This is a genomic window from Candidatus Methylomirabilota bacterium, from assembly GCA_036001065.1.
Lineage (GTDB): Bacteria > Methylomirabilota > Methylomirabilia > Rokubacteriales > CSP1-6 > MNEF01.
On sequence record DASYUQ010000079.1, the window covers coordinates 1 to 21018 of the forward strand.

Below are 21018 nucleotides of genomic sequence, written 5' to 3' on the forward strand. Positions count from 1 at the left end.
GACCGACAGGTCGTCGGGCGCCAGGGTCCGCCAGGCGGGCGCCGTGGTCATCGTCGGCACGCAGATCGCGTCGCCCCGCTCGGCGGCTATCGCGCGGAGCACCTCTTCCGGCTTCATGGCCATCTAGTGCCGTTCCAACTAGTTGATACTAAATCTGTCCACGAACGACGTACACGGTGCCTTCCTAGGCGCGAATAGTTGGAACGGCACTAGTGTTCCGTCTGGGAAGCCATGTAAAGAGGCCGCCAGCACGCGGTGCCGAGGCCGACGGGCACGTGCGGCAGGGGTCGGCGGGACCCGTCCCCGCCCGCTGGCCACGGACCCCGCGTGCCCAGGTGGAGCCCAGCCGCAATGGGGCAGCGGTCGCGTGCCGCGTGGTCCCGCGATCCCTGCCGCACGCGCCCGTCGGCCCCGCTGGCAGCGGCGCGAGCGCGGCGATCGTTAACATGACGTCCCAGGCGGAGCACTAGATGGTCTCCAGGCCGACCAGCACCGCAGCCGGCCCTCGCCGCTGCTGCGCCAGGCGGTAGTACTCGGGGATCAACTCGAGGTCGTCCGGGCCCTCCAGCCGCGCGTGGGGGACGCTGAAGGTGTCGAGCAGCGGCTCGCAGTAGCGGACCATCGAGTGCCGCGACTCCCGCGGGTCCTTGTCCTTCTCGCGGCTCAGCAACCCGATCATGTAGAAGAGCGGCACCCTGCCGTCGATCCCGACGCCGCGGAGCGTGTTCACCGAGGCGTAGAGCCCGGCGTGCTGGATCATGAGCACCGAGGGCTCGCCCCCCAGGAAGAGCCCGGCGGCGGCTGTCGTCGCTTCGTCCTCGGTGGCGCAGGTCACCACCCGGATCGCCCGTTCCTTGTCGAGCGCGGCCAGCACCGTCCGCTGGTGGGTGTCCGGCACGCTCAGGATCCAGCCCAGAGGCTCGTGCCGGGCCCCCCCGCGCGCCTCCCGGAACGTCTCCTTGAGCGTGTCGATGATCAGCGAAGCGGGGATCGATTCCGGCATCTGGGGCCTCCCGGTGACAAACTGGTTTATCCTAGGTTCAACGCATCTTCAAGAAAGGAATCTCCCATGCGCAACCCCGCCCTCGGGTCGATCGTCGCCCTCCTGATCTGGGTGTCCACAGCCTTCGGGGCGGGAGTGGAACTCAAGACCGACGAGCAGAAGACCTTTTACGCGCTGGGCCTGGCCATCGGTCAGAACCTGGCCTCGTTCACGCTGAGCGAGGCGGAGCTGGAGCTGGTCAAGGCCGGCCTCTCCGACACGGTCCTCAAGAAGCAGCGGCAGGTCGAGCTCGAGGCCTGGGGGCCGAAGATCCAGGAGCTGCAGCGCACGCGGCTCAGCGCCGCGGCGGCCGCCGAGAAGAAGGCCGGCCAGGCCTTCCTGGACAAGGCGTCCGCCGAGAAGGGCGCCACCAAGACGGCGTCCGGCCTCATCATCTCGACGCTCAAGCCCGGGACCGGCCCCGCGCCCAAGGCCAGCGACACGGTGAAGCTGCACTACCACGGCACCCTGACCGACGGCACGGTCTTCGACAGCTCCGTGCAGCGCGGGGAGCCGGCGACGTTCCCCCTGAACGGCGTGATCCCCTGCTTCGCCGAAGGCATGCAGCTCATCAAGGTGGGCGGCAAGAGCCGGCTGGTGTGCCCGGCGAACCTCGCCTACGGCGACCGCGGCGCCCCGCCCCGGATCAAGCCGGGCGCCACGCTCGTGTTCGAGGTGGAGCTGCTGGAGATCGTAGCGAAATAGCTCAGACGCGGTACTTGCGGGCGGCGTCGGGGGCGAGCGCGATGCCGTGGCCGGGGCGGTCGGGGATGCGGAAGTGGCCGTCCTCGCAGCGCGGCAGCCCCACGAAGAGGTCGGGCGGCGTCCAGTCGATGAACTCCACCAGGAAGCCGTTGCTCAGCGCGCCCACGACGTGCAGCGACAGCTCGTGCACCACGTGCGGGGAGACCGCCACCTGGTGGGCGGCGGCGAGGTGGCCGATCTTCAGCGTCTCGCTGAAACCGTTGGCGCGGCAGACGTCGGGCATGAGATAGCGGGCGGCGCGCCGCTCGATCAGCTCCCGGAACTCGAAGCGCGTGTAGTTGTTCTCGCCGGTCGCGACGGGGATGCGGATGGCCCGCGCCACCTCGGCGCAGGCGGCGATGTCGTCGGCCAGCACCGGCTCCTCGTACCAGACCAGATCCAGGTCCTCGAGCAGCTGGGCCTGGCGGATGTTGCCGAGGACGTCGAGCTTCTGGTTGACGTCCACCATGAGGCGGACGCCCTCCCCGACCGCTTTCCGGACCGCCTCCACGCGCTGGCGATTCACCCGCGGATCCGGGTGATGGATCTTCATCTTGTAGTAGCGGCACCCCATGTCCACGTAGCGCCGGGCCTCGGCCACCAGCTCGTCGACGGAGTACGCCGGCCACCCGCCGCTGCCGTAGACCGCGACGCGATCGGTGACGGCGCCCCACATCTTGTAGAGCGGCAGGCGGGCGGCGCGGCCCGCCAGGTCCCAGAGCCCGATGTCCAGCGCGCTGAGCGCGTAGCCGGCGACGCCCTGGCGCTTGATGCCCCGGTCGGCGCGGTACATCCGCTCCCACAGCCGCTCGACGAAGAGCGGGTCCTCGCCGAGCAGGACCGGCTTGAGGCGCGATTCCAGGTATACCTGGATGGCCTCGGCCCCACCGCCGCCGAAGGCGAGGCTGTAGCCGAGCCCGGTGAGCCCCTCGTCGGTCTGAATGTTCGCGACGACCAGCTTGTGCTCGGCGAACTCCAGCGCGATGGGGTGGGGCGTGGGGACTCTCAAGACAAAGCTCTCGATGGCGGTGATTTTCATGTGGGCTATCCTACGCCAGACGGTTCGACGACACTATGCCCGAGCTCCCCGAAGTTGACGTGGCCCGCCTGGCGGCCCGGCGCGTGGCCGTCGGGCGCCGGATCACCGGCGTGTGGTGCGCCGACGATCCGATCGTCTTCGAGGGCGTCGCGCCGGCGCGCCTGCGCCGGGCGCTCCTCGGCCGCCGCGTGCTCGGCGTCCACCGGCACGGCAAGCATTTCTGGCTCGAGCTCGACCGGCGCCCCTGGCTCTGCCTGCACTTCGGCATGACCGGCGGGCTTCACACCTCGCGCACGCCCGGCGTGAAGCTGGTCTCGAGCGGCCGCCGGGGTCCCGCCGCCGCCTGGCCGCCGCGATTCGCCCGGCTACGGCTGACGTTCGACGACGGCGGGGAGCTGGTGATCGCGGATGCCCGCCGCCTCGGCCGCATCCGCCTGCGCGACGATCCACGCCGGGAGCCGCCCATCAGCCTCCTGGGCTTCGACGCCCTGTGGGAGCTGCCGCCGCCCGAGCGGTTCGGCGCGCTGCTCCGCGAGCGGGCGGCGCCGGTCAAGGCGGTGCTGCTGGACCAGTCGTTCGCGGCGGGCGTTGGGAACTGGATCGCCGACGAGGTCCTCTACCAGGCGCGCATCGCCCCGCGGAGGCCGGCCCGCTCGCTGTCGGACGCGGAGGCCCGGCGCCTGCGCGCGGCGCTGCGGTCGGTCCTCACCACGGCGGTGAGGCTACGGGCGGACGGCGACCGCTTTCCCCGCACCTGGCTCTTCCACCACCGCTGGGACCGCGATGCCGGCGCGGTGACGGCGCGCGGCGAGAAGATCCGCCGCGTCACCATCGCCGGCCGCACCGCCGCCTGGGTCCCCGCCGTGCAGCGCTAGCTGTGACGAAGCAAGAGGTTGTTCACCCAGGCCCCCACGTACGCATAGAGATTGGCGTCGCCTGCTGCGAACCCAAGCGAATCTTCACTGACAAACCGCTGCAGCGTGGGATGGTAGTACCGCGCCCGGTAGTAGTACAATCTGCCTGCGTCGAAATCGTGTGGAAACGCTGCCTACTGCTTCAGTGGACGAGGCGATCTACGACCCAGTCGCCTCTTTCCTTCGTCAGGATGAAGTAGAACGTCTGGCTCCCTTCATAGCCCTCCACGAACCAATGCAGGTTGGCCTTTACAGTCAACTCTTTCGTGTTCGGTGCCTGGGAAGCACCGTCGGTCACTAGGTCCGTTCTCAGAAACTCGATGCGATCGTAGCTCCCCTTGTTGAACGCGCTCTTCAACGCATCAGACTTCCGCCACTTCTTATACGCCGCCGATGTCGAGCGATACTTCCGCTCGACGTCCCACTTCGACACGAAGTTTATGATGAATAACTTCGCGCTCTCGATTTCTTTCAACTCCCAGACGCTTCGCTCCCTAATTGCATCCGCCTCTATCTTGCTCTCGACCGGCGCCAATTGAATAACGTCCGCCTCTGCAGGGATCGCCACCCAAAGACTAGCGAGAATGAGCAGCATCCCGACCGCGAAAGGAGCGCCGTACATGCGCACTATTTCCTCCCCGAAAGTGTTTCTCCCTGCGACTGAGGACATTCTTGGCGCGGCCCGGTATATCGCGGAAACGAGCCGTGGTACTCTCTGCCGCTCGTGGCGTGTCCCCATCTGAATGTTCCCTTGCGGAGATCCACGTGAACATGCGGCCCAACTTTTGGATCCCTTGGATCGTAATACCCCTCTTCGTACCATCCTACGCCGCCGAAGAGACCACTCTCGGCCGCTTGGTTCGCGGTGAGCAGGTGCAGTTGCCCGGGGACGTTAATGTCCGCCGCCAATCCCTGACCGTGACTCTCAGGGTCGCCAGGTCGATCACCGCCCGTGATCACGATGTCTTTGCAGAGCACGATGTGCCGATTGAACGCATGGAGCGCTTCCAATACCGCCGGCTGGACGGGTAGGTTCTGCGGATTCAAGACTTCGAGGCCGAGAGGATCAGTCCATTTCAGCGGGTCGTTGGCGACGTAGGCGTAAAGGTTTACGTCGCCCCCCGCAAATCCGATCGGATCTTCACTGACAAACCGCTGCAGGCCCGGATGATAGTATCGCGCCCTATCCTCACACCCGCCGCGAGTTCCGGAGGATCGAGGATGGTGCGACGCGGGTTCCGCCGACGATGACGGGCGCGGCCGATGCACGGCGGCGCCGGTCACGCGCCCACGGGTATGGTAGGTGGGCCTACCTTAGTAATGGCCACTGCGGTTGTGAGCCCGTTATCCGATCTCGTCCCCAAGGGCAGGATGTGCTGGGACCTCGGGATGGAGCTTGTTCAACAGACAGATTCGATGGGAATGCAGTTTCTGCGACTCATCTCGTTCGCGGGTCGGCCACACCACAATCCGAACGGCGTCCGACTCGAGCAACGACACGCCACAGAAGCAACAGACAACATTCTCCGCTACTGCCATCCGTACCTCTTCGCCAGTCCATCGAGCGACTTCTGAGAGAGATTTTCGAAAGTCGTGATGAGGCCTTTCTCACCTTCGATGACAACGTTAAATCGACCACCTGCGGTCTGCAGAATGCGGACGACCGCACTGTCTGTCTGCGTCATGACTCGACCAGAAGCCTGGACCGCGGCGATCTGTTCGGCTGAGAGTACACCACCACGTGTTGCGAGCGGCCCAGCAATTCGCGCGGCGCCGTGCGCGGTGGTTGTGAGCGTTGCGATATCGCCTGCCGTAACGACAACCGCTGCACCTGCGGCCGCTATCCCCGCGGTCAGGGTCAACACCCCTACGCCGCAGCCGATCGCCGCGTCGCCTAGCGTTGGTTTACGTCCTGCTAGGACGTATTTCGTCGTGACATTGATTACAGCGCCCCCTCCGCAAAAAATCGCGAATGCCGTGAGGGACACCGGATCGACCGCCAAGCCAAGCGGATCACGAAGCCCAGTGGGCGAGTTGAAGACGTAACCGTAGAGGTTAACGTCGCCCGCAGCGAAGCTGATCGGATCCTCGCTGATAAAGCGCTGAAGCCCGGGATGATAGTACCGCGCCCGATTCTAACGTTCGGGCGGCAAATTTGTCACAGGGGGCTGCCCACACCAAGCGCGCATGAGGTCGCCTACTGTCACAATCCGAGCCTGCTCCCACGCCTTCTGCGTTCCACGCTGTCGTTGGCGCTTACCTAGTTGATAGTTGATTTCAGCGATTCTGTCTTCGGTACGCGCCCGGTAGAAAAGCCACCTAAAAGGATTCCTTGTCCTCACTGGCCCTAGGAGCTTGTTCACGTCATCTTCTGGTCGTAGCAGACCCGGTGGCACCTGGTATTCCGTCTCGAGCAGTTCGAAAAGTTCCATCACGTCTCGCTCGGGTAACCCCGCCCAGTACTGCTGGTAGGCCTTCGTCTTTCCTAGATCCTCTCTGTCAGCGAGACGGCCAAGCAGGGTTCGTCGCCATTGGCTAAACATGGTTCACTCGATTACTCCGAGGGCGCACTGTGCGAGTATTGTCGCGTCGTACGCACCGGTGAATGTCGCAGTTACAGCGAGGATGGGAGTCGCAATATCACCAACCGCAACAAGAGCCCCCGTCAGTGCCGGACGGCCAACGGCACGGCCAAGACCGCGAGACAAAGCGTTTAGGCCACTAGCATAAGGCTGCTTAGGCCCGCCAACGCCTACGCGCGTCGCCTTTACGCCGGTCGCCACAAGATCGGTCGCAAGCGACGAAAGTGAGACAATCTCAACCACCGTGACCACAGGTTCCCAGCCTGTGCCCGCGAACAGGCTTGCAAACCTGTTACGGCTAAAGCAGGACGGCCTCTCCTTATCCAGACCTGTGGGATCAACGAAGCTGACGGGATTGTTCCCGACGTAGATGTAGAAGTTGGGGTCTCCCGCCAAAAGCCCGATCGGATCCTCGCTAATGAAGCGCTGGAACGCGGGGTGGTAGTACCGCGCCCGGTAGTACTTCAGCCCCGTCTCGTCGTCTTCGCGGCCGGTATAGGTCAGCGTGTTGGCCCCCAACGTTCCCGTAGCCGTCGTCGCTCCAAACGGCTCGTAGGTGTACTCCCCTTGGACCGCTGCGGCATTGTCGACGAGCGCGATGGTCGACCCGAGAGCGTCCGCAAGAAACAACCGCAGCCCTGCCCCATCATCGCGTGTCAAATATTCATCCACGCCGAGCCCGGTCAGGAGATTCCTGACCGAAGCGCCCGCCTGCTCCTGAATGGGATTGATTCCATCATAGAGGAAGTTGGTGGTGCTATCGCTAATTGTTTTCGCGCGGCGCCGGCCCGTCCCGTCGTAGACGAAGCTGGCCGGCACAAGGCCGGTGATCGTGGCGAGCTTGTTCCGCACATTCCAGGCGTAGGTATTCGTGCCATCGCTGGTGAGGTTGCCATTCAGGTCGTAGGTGAGCGTCTGGGCGCCGAAGGTGAGCTGCTGGTTGGCGGCGTTGTAGGTGGCGGAAGCGACCGGCTGGGGGAGGCCCGTGCGGGCCCAGGTGCCCCCGACCGCCCTCCGGTTCCCGTTGGTGTCGTAGCCGTAGATGAGGGTGCCGAGCGTCGTGGCGCCGAGTGCGTACGTGAGGCCTGTGAGTTGGGAGGCGGCGTTGTAGGCGTAGGTCGTCGTCACACCGTTGGGCAGGGTGAGCGAGGTGCGGCGATCCGCGTTGTCATAGCCGAACGTCACGAGCGACGCGCCCTGCGTGATCGACGTCAGGCGATCGGCATTGTCGTACGCATACGTGACGGTCGGCTGGCCGGCCGCCGTCATGCTGGTCCGCCGCCCGGCCGCGTCGTAGCTGTAGCTGATGGTGCCCTGCGGGGTGGTCTCCTGGGTCCGCCGGTCCAGAAGGTCGTAGCTCCGCGTGATGGTTCCGGAGAGGGAGTCGGTGATCTGGGTCAGGCGATCGCCGGCGTCCCAGGTGTAGGCGGTGGTGGACGTGTCGGCATACGTCACGAGTGCCGGGCGGTTCAGTCCGTCGTAGGTCCTGCTCGTGATCTGGCTCTTCCGATCGGTAAAGGTCGCGAGGTTGCCGTGGTTGTCATAGGTGTAGCTCTCCGAGCGGAGCAGGGGGTCGGTACGCGATTGGAGCCTGTCCATGTTGTTGTAGGCGTAGCTCGTCCCGCTGCCCCGCGCGTCGGTGACGGAGAGCAGGTTGCCGTTGGCGTCGTACGTGAAGCGCGTCGTGCCGAGCGGATCGCCGAGGGCGCGGAGCTGGTTCAGCAGGTCGTAGACGTAGGCCGTCGTGGTGCCGCGCGGATCCGTCTGCTGCGTGAGCCGGCCGACGGCGTCATAGGCGCGGGTGGCGCGGTTCCCCAGCGGATCGACGATGGCCGTGAGATTTCCCGGCAGGTCGTACTCGAACGTCGTCGCCTGCTGCAGCGCGTTGGCTACCGACACCACTTGGCCCGCCGCGTTCTGGGTCAGCACCGTCGCGTGTCCCAGCGGATCGGTGACCGTGACCCTGTGGTTGACGTCGTCGTACGCGAACGTCCTCGTCGTCGTCGGGCCGAGCGGGGGGGTGACGCTGGTCAGCCGGTTGAAGGTCGTCGCGGACGGCGCCTCCCAGGTGAAGCTCGTCATGACGGCCTGGGGCGTGCTGGCCAGGCGCGTGACAGACGTGACGTTGCCCATCGTGTCGTAGGTGAAGGTCGTCTGCCGGTTCAAGGCGTCGGTCACCGACTGCACCAGGTTCGTCCCCGCTTGCCGCGCATAGGTCGTTACCTGCTGCTCCGGCCGCCCCAGGGCCCGCGTGTCGGTCAGCATGTAGCCCGGGCTGTTGAACGTCACCCGCTCGACGATGGCGCGCGGATCGGTCACGTCGGTCTGCGTAATCGTGTTGTTGACGTCGACCGTGTACGCGAACTGGAAGGTCGTGTTGTCGGCCTGGGTCTGGGTGATGACCCGGCCGGTGGCGTCATAGGCGTTGGTCAGATACGTGATGCCCCGCGCGTCGCGGAGCGTGAGCATGCGATGGTCGGCGTCGTAGGTGTACTGCGTCACCCCTCCGTTCGGATCGGTGACCTGCGTCAGGCGCCCGCTCGCGTCGTACTGGTACTGCACTTGCCGGCCGAGATTGTCGGCGGCCGCCGTGATGCGATGGCTCGTATCGTAGGTGAAGTTGATCCACCGGCCAGTCGGCGACGTGAGCGTCAGCAGATCCCCCGAGGTCCCGTCCCGGGCGAACTGGATCGTGTTCCCGAAGCGATCGCGGATCTGCTTCACGGCCGCCTTCGCGGCAATCGTCTGCAGGGCGGCCTCCGGGAACCACCAGACCGTCCCGTCCTTGAGCGTCAGCTCCCAGACGAAGGGCCCCGGATTCCAGGCGATCTTGGCCCCGTAGAACGCCGTCGGCGTGGCGGTGTGCTGGTAGACCGCGTCGACCGGACCGGTGCCCGGGGAGATCCGGGTGAAATGCACCCGGCCGCCATCGGGAAGAATGATGTCGACGTACGTGTACGGGTTGACGTCCCCGACGAGGAAGATGTCATAGGGGTGTGAGGCGCCGATGCCGAAGGCGCGCGACCGGGTGTCGTTCTGGCGATAGGTCCGCGTCAGCACGAGCGGCAGCGTGTCGGGAAGGGCCAGGTCCGTCTTCTCCAGGACGAACAGTCCGGTGGCGACATCGACCGGATCGGCACGCTTCGCGCCGGCCACCACGGGCCCGGTCGGGGGCGCCAGCGACGGGAGGGCGACCATGGCTCCGGTGAACTCGTAGACGGCCACGCCCGGATCGGGCACAATCTGCCTCCCGTCCCGCGTCACCTCGCCCTGACCATAGACGAACCACCCCTTGCCGTCGGGATCGTAGTGCCAGAAGTCGAAGCGGGTACCGGGCGGGGCCTGCCGTCGGTTCGGATAGATGATCCGCGCGCCGGTCCAGGTGGCGTTGGACACGTACCCGGCGCCCGGCTGCAGGGTGAAGTAGAGCGGCACGTCGACGTGCTTCGGCAGCGGGAACGGCGGACGGTCGAGCGGGATCTGCGTGAGGCTGAGGTGCGTGGCCACGTGGTGCTCATGGTCGAAGATCACGGACCCCGCCGGAATCCGCACCTCCAGGCCGGGAATCGCGGGCGAGGTGATGACGGTCTCCGCCGTCGTGGGCGACGGAATCGTGACGGCGTGGGCGGTATCGATCTCGGGCATCCAGATGGTGAACGGTAGGACGTTCGTTCGTCCCGCCGTTACTTCCAACCCCGCCTGGAAGACCCCGTAGGTCCGGCCGGCTCGGCTCGCCGAGCGCCCATCGATCAGCATCCTGCCGTGGCCCGGCGGGACGGCGACGAGGATGAACCGCCCGGTCTGGTCTGTCTTCGCCTTTTTGTGGCCGATCTCGAGCGTGACGTGCGCGAGCGGCGTGCCATCAAGCTCCAGCGCTTGCCCGGCGACGGCCGTCACCCCCGGCGGGGCCTCCAGCGGCGGCAGAGACTGCCCTCCGGAAGCCGGGGCACCGGGCTCGTCACCGAGCGGCCCGCGATCCCCCTCAGCCGGTGCGCTGGAGATCGGCGGGCCCAAAGCCATCTCCCCAGGACTTCCACCGCCCCCGCCGACAGCCGTCCCTGGAGCGGCCGCCGTGGTGAAGGTCAGCCGCGTCGAGGGAACCGGCCAGCCCGCCGTATCCCCGAGACCGTCGAGCCGGAGGGCATACGTCGTCCCCGTCTGGAGTGGTTGGACGGGTGTAACGAACACCAGCAGCCCGGCGTCGGCCGGCACCACCGCGATTGCGACGTCTTTCGCGGGCCCGGTCATCGTGACGGTGCCGGTTGTCACGCTCGTCATGCGGAGCGGCTCGGAGAAGCGGAGCGCGATGGAGGCAGTAGTCGGCACATCGCTGGCGCCGTCGCCGGGAAGGCTCGCGAAGAGAGCAGGAGCCGCCTGATCAGCAGCCAGCGCCCCCAGGGGCTGGCTCACCGCGCGCAGAGTCTCCCGTCGCGGATCGAAGATCTCGCCGGCCGCCAGGATCGCCCCGGAACGGTCGACGCCGCCCCAGAGGAGGACCTCGCCCGTGGGCAGGAGGGTCGCCGTGTGGTGGGCGCGCGGCGAGAGCAGGCTCACCGAGCTCGCACGAAAGATCCCGGTTACGGGATCGAAGCGTTCGATCGTTGCCAGGGCGCGCCCGTCAGCCCCAACGCCTCCGCTGATGAGGACCTCACCTGACGGGAGCAAAGTCGCCGTGTGGCCCATGCGCGGCTGCCGCAGAGCCGCGGGAAGTGTCGTGCTGGTCAGGCTGGCCAGATCCCAGATCTCCGCGGAGCCCGTCACGCCCGCCGGCCCCTGCCCGCCGGCCACGAGCACCCGGCCATCTGTCAGCAGACTCGCGGTGTGCCCCGCGCGGGCCACGGCGAGGTCAACGAGGTCGGAGGCGTGAGCGGTCGTGAGATCCAGCCACTGCACCGTGGCGCGGCTCTGGCCCCGCGCATCTCGGCCGCCGGTGATGAGCAGCCGTCCGTTCGGCAGGAGCGTGGCCGTGTGCTCGCTCACCGCCCGTGGCAGGCGAACCGAGGCGACGGCGCTCGCGCCCGTGGCCGGATTCAGAATCTCGACCGTGTCGAACGGGCCTCGGACATCGACCCCGCCGGCCACGGCGACCGAGCCGTCGGCCAGGAGCGTGGCGGTCGCGGCGGTCCGGGCAGCAGCGAGGGTGCTGACCGCCATCCGGCCGGTGCGGTCGATGACGCGGATCTGATCGGCGGTGCCGCTCCCGGTCGTACCACCTATCAGAAGGAGCCGCCCGTCCGTCAGCCACGCCGCGGCGTGATAGGCGATCGGGTCAGCAAATAGCCCCATTGCCGACGCGGACTGACCCTGCGGCCGTGACGCAGATGGCAGCAGCAAACCCGCGACGAGCAACGCGCCCGCCAGAAGCTGCTGCGGCCGTCCGCGCATACCGTGTCTCACGGCTGAGCCGTCATCACGATCTCGCGGCCGGACCGGGTGATGTAGGTGACCTGCGAGGGACCAGCGCCGAACGTGGCCGCGACGCGGATGCGGTCGACGATTTCGCCCTCGACGAAGACCGGTCCTCCGTTGAGTGCCGCCACCCGCGTGAACGTCGTCGATGCGCTGATTACGCTCGGTTGATCGAGCGGCAGCGTGACGTTCGCGGAGCCGGTCGAACTCGTGTCGGTGCCGGTCAGCGAGGCCGAGACCGACGAGGCGATCCCACCGAGCTGTCCCCGCACCGTCACCGTGACTGTCGAGCCGAGCGGGATGTTGGTGGCGGCCAGGCTGACCGCCACGGGGTTCGTCGTGCCGGCCGACAACGTGATGTCCGGCGACGAGTAAGAGGCCGCTGGCGAGGCCGGGGCCGAGACCCCGCCGACTGCGGTGATCCTCAAGCTTGGACCGTTGGCCAGCGTCGTCGACGTGGGCTGGGTGACGGCCGAGATCGCCGTCGGCGGAGTGGACGGAAAGTTAAGGACGGCCGTGTTCGAGTAGGCCTCGAGGCGAATCCGACCGAAACTGCCCTTGCCCTGGCCACCGGGGAACAGGCCAGAGCCAGCGATCCCCGGGCCGACGTCAATGGTGCCTCCCGAACCCGTGACCGTCGTGGCGACGAGTCGGATGGCGCCTCCGCTGCCACCACCGCCCGTGCCCGTCCCGGCAACTCCGCCCCCGTCTCCACCCCGCGCCTTCAGGGTGCCGGTCAGGGTGATCGTCCCCGAGGACGCGACGACGAGTGCGCCCCCGCCCCCGCCGCCTCCGCCCGCCGTCTTGCCCTGGTTCTCGCTGCCACCCCCGCCGCCGGAGCCGCCGATGAGGGGAAGCAGCGGGGCCGTGCTGTACGCCGGGCCACCAGCCCCCTGGAGTCCATTGAAGATCGCCCCGGGGACGCCGGCGGTGAGGAATCCTCCACCCCCGCCATGCGAGACGGCCCCCGCGGTGCCACCGCCGCCCGGGCCCAGGCCGGCCCCGCCCACCGTCGACACGATGCCGTTGCCCCCCGATCCGCCGGCGAATCCTCCGGGACCGCCCGCGCCCCCGTTATTCGCGAAGATGGTTCCGCTCGCGGCCCCTACCCCGCCTGCGGATCCGCTCACGCCGATCGTTCCGGCGATGGTGACGTCGCCGCTCGCCAGGATCGTGACCGGAGTGTTCGTGGCATTACGGGTGAAGGTCACCGTGACTCCGGCGGGGATGGTGACGGTGGTGAAGTTGAAGACACCGCTCGCCGGTAAGGCGAGCGTCGTGTTGGCGGTCGGGCTGAAGGCCCCATCCGCGCCGGTACTGCCACTGTTGAACGTCTGCGCGACGGCGGGCCCGCCGCCCAGCCACCACGCAGTGACACAGGCCAGGGTCGCCAGCCATTTCGTCCGCATAGAACGCGCCCTCCTCCCGCTCATTGCACGTTGAAGACGTTGCCGCCGGTCCCCGCGCGGGTCGATGCGCCGCCAGGGGTCGTGATCTGAATCACCCGGCCCCCCACCACAGCCCCGCTGAGGATCGACACCTGTGCAGTGGCTTCGGTGCCGTCGGGATTGACCTGGAGATTCGTGACGGAAATGTTCGAATCGGCGCCGGTCGCCAGCAGGAAGCTCAAGCCGGTCGCTCCCGTGAAGCCCGAGCCGGTCACCGTGATCGCGAGGTTGGTGCCGGGCGCGGCGCTGGCCGGCGACCGTCCGGTGATCACCGGCGCCACCGTGGCCGCCACCGCGCCGGCGCCGACGAATTGAGTCCCCGACTCCGCCACCGCGGCCGCGACCGGGCCCCCAGCTACCAGGAGAGCCGGCGACTCTGCGACCTGGACGCTGAGGGACGAGCCGACGTTCTGGTTGACCGTGCGGCCCGGGGCGTAGGCGGCGAGCGCCACGCTGACGGCACTGAAGAAGGCCGTTCGCGCGATGACCGTCACCGAGGCCGACCCGCTGGCCTGCCGATCGTCCCGGTGGGTGGCCGTCACTGTCACCGTCGTCGTTCCCGTCGAGCCGAGGATGGTGGCGGGCGCCATGTAGAGCCCACTCGCGGAGATCGTCCCGATCGTCGTGTCACCCTCGGTGATCCCGTTGACCGCCCACGTCACGTCCGCCGTCGGGCTTCCGCCCTCGGTCGCTTGGAACTGCTGCCTCGCCCCTGCGAGAACGGCGGCGCCGGCGGGCTCGACGGCCATCGCGCCGGCGACCGTGAACGGGGTTGGAGACGTCGCCGTCCCCAGCGGGCTCGTCACGCTGATCAACCCCGTCGTGGCCCCAGCAGGGACGGACGTGGTGATCCGGTTCGGAGCCGCCTCAGTGACGGTCGCGGCGGTGCCGTTGAAGGTGACGGTGTTCTGTGCCGCGGTGGCGCTGAAACCCTTGCCGAAGATCGACACCTGGGTGCCGACGCGTCCGCGGTTGGGCGTGACGAGCGTGATCCCCACCAGGCTCGTGCCGGCATCGATCCGCTGGATCGCCCGGAGGTTACCGACCTCGTCGTACGTGTAGGTCGCGGCGTTCCCCTCCGGATCCACGACCGCGATCAGCCGCCCGAGGTCGTCGTAGAGGTAGAAGATGTCGGCGGCGGCCGGCGCGACGAAAGAGAGAAGCGCGCCGATGAGCACGACCAGCAGGAGGACGACGCGTCGGAGCTCGAGCATGCTCGTGCAACTTCGGCGAACATCGGCGCACTGTCAATGTACATTTCGGACAAAATGTAGGAAAAATCGGCCATGAGCGGGAGGGCCGCCGCGCGGCGCGGCGGTGGGTTGGCGAGGCGATAACCCGGCGCCGGGATTTAGATTTCAGCGCTTCCGGTAGAGGCCGGGGTTCCCCAGGCCCAGCCGGCGAAAGACGCGGGCCAGATGCGCCGCATCGTACAGGCCGACCATCGCCGCGATCGCATCGAGCTTCTCTCGAGTCTCCCCGAGGAGGTACGTACCGATTTCGGCCCGGACACGCGTGAGGTAGCGCTTCACGCTCATGCCCATCTCTTCGCCGAACGTCCGCGACAGATGACGGGGCGACAGGCCGGAACCCCGGGCCAGGCGTTCGGCCGTCGTCTCGGAGTAGGCGCGACTCACCTGCTCAATGACTCGCATGATCGCCAGACTGAAGCGGCGCGGAGGGGTGAGGCCGGGCTTCGCGGACAGCAGATTGGCGCTCTCCTCAAGCAGCGCCGCGACGGTCACCGATCCAAGAAAAACGACCTGCCGTTCGGGCACCGCCAATTCCAGAGCCACGCCCGGGCGATCGATCGTGGACGTGAGAATCAGCGGGCCCTCCGGGAAGCGAGCCCGTAAGGCCTCGAGGACGCCGGCCTGGCCGCCACCGGCCGAGGCGAGGTCCACGATCATGAGATCGGGCAGGGCAGGGCTGATCTCGGTCAACGCCGCGGCGACAGTGGGCAGCGCGACCACCTGGCCGTCGTTTCCCAGGGTGACCGCCAGGCTGGCGCGAGCGCCAAGCTTCCCGCCGACGACCCAGACGTGGCGCGGCCGCCCGGGCGTCTGCGGGGGCGTGAACGCCGATGGGGCGGCCGGGTCGGCCAGGGCGCGCCACACGAGCAGTTCGAGCGAGATCGGATCGAACGGCTTGGTCACGTACTCCAGGGCGCCCAACCGCATCGCCGCCACCGCCGTGCTGGCCGTGTCGACGGCGGTCACGACGATGACCTTCGCGTCTCGGCGGAGCGCTCGGGCGCGCTCAAGGACGGCGAAGCCATTCATGCGGGGCATCAGGAGGTCCAACAGGACGAGGTCGACCGCCCGTGATGTCAGGATTTTGATCGCGCTCGAAGCGTCGCGCGCCTCGAGCACTTCGCAGTCGTTCCCAAAGATGGTTCGAAAGCTGTCATGGATGCGCGCGTCGTCATCCACTGTGAGGAGAACCGGCCGGGACGTGGCCTTACGGCGGAGGGCAGACCCCTGGCGAGGCCGCAACGTGCCGACGGAAGGGCGAGTTACGGCTGGCTTGGCCACATAGGTGACGGGCTTGCCCACCATGCCCTCCTGGCCCGTCCTACATTGGAGACGACCGAACTGTGCGCCGGCGTGTGGGAGGGTCGCAACGTTCGGACCACGAGCGTCGATTCAGGAAATCAGATGGTTAGCGCGGTGCGGGCTCCACCAGTTGCACAGATTCTGGTCACAATGCACAGGATCAGTGCATCTCCTAAAGGCGCTCTCGGGGGCCCCTCGCTCCTGCAGGGCGGCGATCGGATGCGCCCCGCCATGGCGTACACTACGACGTCGGTGTCGACGATCCGCTTCGATCACATCGCCATCGCCGTCCCGCGCATGGCGGAGGCGACGCCGTTCCTCGTCGGCGAGCTGGGCGGCATGCCCACCTACGGCGCGCCGTCCGGCGCCTATCGCTTCGCCCAGTGGCGCTTCGACGGGGGCGGACGCCTCGAGATCCTCGAGCCGCTGGGCGAGGACGGCTTCCTGCATCGCTTCCTGGCCCGGCACGGCCCGGGCATCCACCACGTGACCTTCAGGGTGCCGCGCCTGTGCGAGGCGTGCGAGCGCGCCCGGGAGCACGGCTACGAGATCGTGGGATACGACGACTCGAATCCGCACTGGAAGGAGGCGTTCCTTCACCCCAAGCAGGCGCTCGGCATCGTCGTCCAGCTCGCCGAGACCTCGCGCGGCGGCGAGGGCCCGCCCCGCTGGCAGCCGCCGCCGGGACCGCCGGATCCGCCCCCACCCGTGACGATCGTGGGGCTGCGCCTGCGCGCCCACGCCCGTGACCGGTCGCAAGCGCAGTGGGCGTCTGTGCTGCAGGGCGAGTCCAGAGAGAGCGAAAACGGCCGGGTGATCTATCGGTGGCCGGGCTCGCCCATGCGTATCGCCGTCGAGATCGATGGCTCAGGCCAGGAAGGCCCGGTGGCGATCGAGCTGGCCAGCCACCGCCCGGTGTCACTGCCCGCGGGCGCGCACCCGGTCCTGGGCGCGGTCTTCACGCCGTGCCCGGCGCCCTGACCGGCGCCCGCGAGGCCCACTGGCCGGCGTCCGGCACACCGCGCGCCCGGTGCGAACCGCGCGTCTCACCCTCCGCAACCCGCTGCAGGCGGCAATGACAAGATATTCAACTAGTGCCGTTCCAACTATTCGCGCCTAGGAAGGCACCGTGTACGTCGTTCGTGGACAGATTTAGTATCAACAAGTTGGAACGGCACAAGCCGGCCCGCTGCGGGCCCCAAAGGGCGGGGCGCGGCCGGCACCCCCCGGCGCTTGCCCCTTCCCGGGCCGGTTCGGTCTTTGCAATCGTTAGCGGTTGATGCGGCTCTTTGTCGACGCTGCAGGCTCCTCGCCGATCAAGAAGCTCGGCCTGCCGGCCCTGTCGGCCGAGGACATCGACCGCTTCCACCGGCAGGGCTTCCTGGCCATCGAGCGGTTCACGACGCCCGAGGATCTGGCGCGGATCCAGACCATCCTCGATGAGCTGTACGCCCGCCTTCGCCAGCTCCCGCCTCAGCACACCGTGGACCTCGGCGATGAGGGGCGGCACGACGGCACTCCCCAGATCCCGGAAATCAACTGGACGCTGCGCCTGGCCCCCCGGCTGCGAGCCACGCTGGCCTTCGCCCGCTGTGGCGCGCTGGCCGAGCAGCTGCTCGGATGCCGCGCGCTCCACACCGGCTATGACCACGCGATCCTGAAGCCGCCCCACAACGAACGGGCCACGCCGTGGCATCAGGACCAGGCCTACACCGAGGACCGGGGGCCGCTCAGCGGCCTGCACTTCTGGATCCCGATGCAAGAGGTCACGGTCGAGATGGGCTGCATGCATTTCATCCCCGGCAGCCACCTGGGCGAGGTGGTGCCTCATCGCCGGCGGGGCGGGCGGACCAGCGCGCACGTCATGGAGGCGGAGTCAGTGGATGCCTCCGCCGCCGTCCCCTGCCCCCTACCGGCGGGTGGAGCCACGGTGCACCTGCCGCGCACCCTCCACTACACCGGGCCCAATCTGACCGACCAGCCCCGCCTGGCCTGGAGCCTGGAGTTCGGGCCCCCCCGGACCCGGTGGTGGCGGCGCTACCTCAGCGCCTGTCTGTCCCGGACCTCGACCCTCGCCGTCGGCCTGGGGCCGCGCAAAGCCCTGGGGCTCTAGCCTGAACGCCTTCGCGAACTTGCTCGCGAAGGTCTGGTACCCGATGATGAAGGTCAGCTCGACGATCTCCGCCTCCGTGAAGTGCTCCCGCAGCCGCGCGAAGCACGCGTCGGACACCTCGAGGTCGTCGCGGGTGATCCGCTCGCAGAATTCGAGCGCGACGCGCTCCCGCTCGCTGAAACAAGGGCTCTCCCGGTACGTCAGGATGTCGGCGAGCTTGTCCGCCGGGACACCTGCTTTCACGCCGACGGCGTGACGGATGTCCATTCAGTAGGGCGCGTCGTAGAGGGCGGCCACCTGCACGTTGAGCAGCGCGCGAAGCTCAGCGTCGATCTTCCCGAACCACTCGATGGCGCCGTAGAGGCCACCGATCCCCAGCATGAGGGGCAGCCGATGCGCCATGAGACGCTCGGGAGTCGGCACCTGGCCGAACATCCGCTCCCCCAGCTTGAAGAACGTCCGTGTCACCATGCCCGGCCGTTCGATCTCCGCAATCCGTTCCATGGGATCCTCCTTGTGCCCGAGGTGGACACAGATGGTATATCGTATGGGGCGGCTGGGAGGGAACCCATGGCTCAGACCTACGATCGCAGCGCTCAGGACATCGGCAACATCGTGGCCCTGGAGCACGTCAACGTGCGTATCCCGTCGCAGCAGCTGGCCACGGCGTTTTACGTCGTGGGGCTGGGGTTCACGCGCGACCCCTACCTCATGGTCGGGCTCGAGAACATGTGGATCAACCTGGGGCAACAGCAGTTCCACCTGCCCACCGCCGACCCCCAGGTGGTCCGGGGGCACGTCGGGGTGGTCGTCCCCGACCTCGACGCCCTCACGGCGCGACTGGCGGCCGTCAAGGGCGCGCTGGGCGGGACGGCCTTCGAGTACTCCGTCGAGAACGGCCACGTGGCCGTCACCTGTCCCTGGGGCAACCGGATCCGCTGCCACGCGCCGGGACCCCAGTTCGGCGACATGACCCTCGGCATGCCCTACGTGGAGTTCCCGGTCGGTCGGGGGAGCGCCGCCGGCATCGCGCGCTTCTACGAGACCGTCATGGGGGCTCCCGCCACCTTGACCAAGATCGGGGGGGATGCGGCCGCCCGCGTCTGCGTCGGTCGGACCCAGCACCTCATCTTCCGCGAGACGGACGCGCCGCTGGCGGCCTACGACGGTCACCATATCGCGATCTACATCGCCGACTTCTCGGGCCCGCACGGGAAGCTGAACGAGCGGGGGCTGATCTCCGAGGAGAGCGACCCGTATCAGTACCGGTTCGAGAAGATCGTGGATCCCGACACGCGGCAGGTCTTGTTCGTGATCGAGCACGAGGTGCGCAGCGTCACCCACCCGATGTACCTGCGCCCGCTCGTCAATCGCAACGCGGCGCAGCGGCAGCGCACGTACGCGCGCGGGCGGGACGCCTTCGTCCCCGGAATGGCCTGAGGGCGCGGGCCTCAAGGAGAGTCCTCATGGCTGAGAGCGAGACCTACCGGCGGGGCAGCGAGATCCGCCGTAAGCTGCTGGGCGACGACTTCGTCGAGCAGACGAACCGCACCACGTACGCCGATCCGACGATGCGCAAGTTCATCGATCTCGCCACCGAGACCGTCTTCGGCATGCTCTGGACGCGGCCGGGGCTGGATCTCAAGACCCGGACGCTCGTGTGCGTGGTGTCGGACACGGCCATGGGGCAGCACCCCGAGCTGGCCATCCACGTCCGCATGGCCCTGCGCCAGGGCTGGACCCCGGAGGAGCTGACCGAGGTTCTCCTCCACATGTCGGGGTACGTGGGCGTGCCGGCGGTCCGCGAGGCGCTCCTAACGGCCAAGAAGGTCTTCGCCGAGGTCAAGGGGGCGTAGCGAGCCGCAGACGCGGTTCAGCCTGTCCTTCGCCAAAATCCGTCCGGCAGGCAAGTGGTTGATCTGTCGGCTCTGATCCGGTAGACAATCCCTGCTCGATGATCACCCTCCTGCTCCACCTGCTTCGACTCCTCCCCTTCCTCTGCAGCGGCCACCGCCAGCTCGCCCTGGAGAACCTCGCCTTGCGCCACCAGCTCGCCGTGTACAAGCGAACGGCGACCCGGCCCAAGCTTCGCACGACTGATCGTCTCTTCTGGATCTGGCTGGCCAGGGTCTGGGCCGGGTGGAGGCAGTCCCTCGTGATCGTTACCCCCGACACCGTCCTGCGTTGGCAGCGGCGCCGCTTCCGCGAGCACTGGACCAAGCTCTCCGGCCGGTCCACCGTGGGCCGTCCGCCCGTCAACGCCGAGATCAAGGCCCTTGTCATACGAATGGCCGCGGCCAATCCGCTCTGCGGCGCCCCGAGAATCCATGGTGAACTCCTGAAGCTCGGCCTCGACGTGGCCGAGCGCACCGTCTCTCGGCTGATCCCCAAACGGCCCTCACCACCCTCCCAGACCTGGCGGGCGTTCCTGACCAACCGTGTCCGGGACCTCGTCGCTGTCGATTTCTTCACGGTGCCTACCGCGCAGCAGCGCGTCCTCTTCGTCCTCGTCGTGCTCGCCCACCATCGCCGTCGTGTCCTCCACTGCAACGTCACCGAGCATCCCACCGCTGCCTGGACCGCCCAGCAGGTCGTCGACACCTTCCCGGACGACTCCGCGCCGGCCTATCTCCTCCGCGATCGTGACAGTATCTACGGTCACGCGTTCCGGCAACGAGTGAAGGGCATGGGGATCTGTGAAGTCCTGACAGCGCCCTACAGCCCGTGGCAGAATCCCTTCGCGGAGCGGCTCATCGGCTCGATCCGGCGCGAGTGTCTGAATCATGTCCTCGTCCTTGGCGAACCGCACCTGCGCCGCATCCTGACCCGTTACTTCGCGTACTATCACCGGGCGCGAACTCATCTCTCGCTCGACAAAGATGCACCCGATAGACGGCCAATCGAGCGGCCGGAGCTCGGCATGGTCGTCCAGATTCCCGAAGTCGGTGGCCTGCATCATCGCTACGTCCGGCGGGCGGCCTGATCTCGCATCACCCGCTCCGTCCAGCCCCACCCGCCACGCCCGGCACCCCGCTCGCCGTCCCACCTCGAGCTCCACCTCTTTCCGTGGCGGGCCTATGGCCCCAAGCTGCCGACTGCCCTGCCTCCGACCCGCTGTCTACAGTCTCCTGGCGTTCCGGGCCTGTCGCGAGAGCATGGGTCGTCGTCAACC

Annotated in this window: 18 protein-coding genes and 1 pseudogene; 7 read left to right on the forward strand and 12 right to left on the reverse strand. The window is 67.7% G+C overall.

Annotated elements, in window-relative coordinates; genetic code table 11:
• Positions 1 to 466 precede the first annotated feature (466 nt).
• Positions 467 to 1003 carry a thiamine pyrophosphate-binding protein gene (locus VGV13_06965; GenBank protein ID HEV8640820.1) on the reverse strand — a complete coding sequence of 179 codons (537 nt, stop codon included), beginning with the start codon at positions 1001 to 1003 and terminating at the stop codon, positions 467 to 469.
• Between the two features lie 66 nt (positions 1004 to 1069).
• Here VGV13_06965 and VGV13_06970 point away from each other — a divergent pair, with 66 nt between their 5' ends.
• Positions 1070 to 1747 carry an FKBP-type peptidyl-prolyl cis-trans isomerase gene (locus VGV13_06970; protein ID HEV8640821.1) on the forward strand — a complete coding sequence of 226 codons (678 nt, stop codon included), beginning with the start codon at positions 1070 to 1072 and terminating at the stop codon, positions 1745 to 1747.
• Between the two features lies 1 nt (position 1748).
• On the opposite strand, the gene VGV13_06975 is transcribed toward VGV13_06970, so the two are convergent.
• Positions 1749 to 2825 (reverse strand): mandelate racemase/muconate lactonizing enzyme family protein, encoded by a 1077-nt coding sequence (locus VGV13_06975; protein ID HEV8640822.1) that lies wholly within the window; start codon positions 2823 to 2825, stop codon positions 1749 to 1751.
• A 35-nt stretch (positions 2826 to 2860) separates the two neighbouring features.
• Between VGV13_06975 and VGV13_06980 the strand changes: the two genes are divergently transcribed.
• Positions 2861 to 3700 (forward strand): DNA-formamidopyrimidine glycosylase family protein, encoded by an 840-nt coding sequence (locus VGV13_06980; protein ID HEV8640823.1) that lies wholly within the window; start codon positions 2861 to 2863, stop codon positions 3698 to 3700.
• Here the strand turns inward: VGV13_06980 and VGV13_06985 are convergent.
• From VGV13_06985 to VGV13_07025, 9 genes and pseudogenes are all read right to left on the reverse strand, one after another.
• Positions 3697 to 3840, reverse strand: a complete 144-nt coding sequence (locus VGV13_06985) for an RHS repeat-associated core domain-containing protein (protein ID HEV8640824.1) — start codon at positions 3838 to 3840, stop codon at positions 3697 to 3699. The genes VGV13_06980 and VGV13_06985 overlap by 4 nt on opposite strands.
• A 41-nt stretch (positions 3841 to 3881) precedes the next feature.
• On the reverse strand, positions 3882 to 4367 hold the full coding sequence (locus VGV13_06990) for a hypothetical protein (GenBank protein HEV8640825.1): 486 nt from the start codon (positions 4365 to 4367) through the stop codon (positions 3882 to 3884).
• Positions 4367 to 5023, reverse strand: coding sequence for an RHS repeat-associated core domain-containing protein (locus VGV13_06995; GenBank protein HEV8640826.1), 657 nt, complete (start codon positions 5021 to 5023; stop codon positions 4367 to 4369). Before VGV13_06995 ends, VGV13_06990 begins: the two co-directional genes overlap by 1 nt.
• 245 nt (positions 5024 to 5268) lie before the next feature.
• Positions 5269 to 5742, reverse strand: a complete 474-nt coding sequence (locus tag VGV13_07000; GenBank protein ID HEV8640827.1) for a hypothetical protein — start codon at positions 5740 to 5742, stop codon at positions 5269 to 5271.
• 9 nt (positions 5743 to 5751) lie between these two features.
• A pseudogene (locus tag VGV13_07005) lies at positions 5752 to 5862 on the reverse strand (RHS repeat-associated core domain-containing protein).
• Between the two features lie 423 nt (positions 5863 to 6285).
• Complete coding sequence (locus VGV13_07010; protein ID HEV8640828.1) at positions 6286 to 11607, reverse strand: kelch repeat-containing protein; 5322 nt, start codon at positions 11605 to 11607, stop codon at positions 6286 to 6288.
• Positions 11608 to 11714: 107 nt separating this feature from the next.
• Positions 11715 to 13139, reverse strand: a complete 1425-nt coding sequence (locus tag VGV13_07015; GenBank protein HEV8640829.1) for a hypothetical protein — start codon at positions 13137 to 13139, stop codon at positions 11715 to 11717.
• 20 nt (positions 13140 to 13159) lie between these two features.
• Complete coding sequence (locus VGV13_07020) at positions 13160 to 14392, reverse strand: IPT/TIG domain-containing protein (GenBank protein ID HEV8640830.1); 1233 nt, start codon at positions 14390 to 14392, stop codon at positions 13160 to 13162.
• Positions 14393 to 14536: 144 nt separating this feature from the next.
• Positions 14537 to 15736 (reverse strand): response regulator, encoded by a 1200-nt coding sequence (locus tag VGV13_07025; protein ID HEV8640831.1) that lies wholly within the window; start codon positions 15734 to 15736, stop codon positions 14537 to 14539.
• Positions 15737 to 15964: 228 nt separating this feature from the next.
• Here VGV13_07025 and VGV13_07030 point away from each other — a divergent pair, with 228 nt between their 5' ends.
• Both VGV13_07030 and VGV13_07035 read left to right on the forward strand, forming a co-directional pair.
• Positions 15965 to 16714, forward strand: coding sequence for a VOC family protein (locus VGV13_07030; protein HEV8640832.1), 750 nt, complete (start codon positions 15965 to 15967; stop codon positions 16712 to 16714).
• A 298-nt stretch (positions 16715 to 17012) separates the two neighbouring features.
• Positions 17013 to 17846 (forward strand): phytanoyl-CoA dioxygenase family protein, encoded by an 834-nt coding sequence (locus tag VGV13_07035; protein HEV8640833.1) that lies wholly within the window; start codon positions 17013 to 17015, stop codon positions 17844 to 17846.
• A 267-nt stretch (positions 17847 to 18113) separates the two neighbouring features.
• Here VGV13_07035 and VGV13_07040 read toward each other — a convergent pair whose 3' ends face one another.
• Positions 18114 to 18350, reverse strand: coding sequence for a hypothetical protein (locus tag VGV13_07040; protein ID HEV8640834.1), 237 nt, complete (start codon positions 18348 to 18350; stop codon positions 18114 to 18116).
• Positions 18351 to 18416: 66 nt separating this feature from the next.
• Here VGV13_07040 and VGV13_07045 point away from each other — a divergent pair, with 66 nt between their 5' ends.
• The 3 genes from VGV13_07045 to VGV13_07055 all read left to right on the forward strand — a co-directional run bounded on the left by VGV13_07045 (position 18417) and on the right by VGV13_07055 (position 20829).
• A complete protein-coding gene (locus VGV13_07045) occupies positions 18417 to 19286 on the forward strand; it encodes a hypothetical protein (GenBank protein ID HEV8640835.1) in 870 nt (289 codons plus the stop codon).
• Positions 19287 to 19312: 26 nt separating this feature from the next.
• On the forward strand, positions 19313 to 19702 hold the full coding sequence (locus VGV13_07050; GenBank protein ID HEV8640836.1) for a carboxymuconolactone decarboxylase family protein: 390 nt from the start codon (positions 19313 to 19315) through the stop codon (positions 19700 to 19702).
• A 98-nt stretch (positions 19703 to 19800) separates the two neighbouring features.
• On the forward strand, positions 19801 to 20829 hold the full coding sequence (locus VGV13_07055; GenBank protein ID HEV8640837.1) for an integrase core domain-containing protein: 1029 nt from the start codon (positions 19801 to 19803) through the stop codon (positions 20827 to 20829).
• The last annotated feature ends 189 nt before the right edge of the window (positions 20830 to 21018 follow it).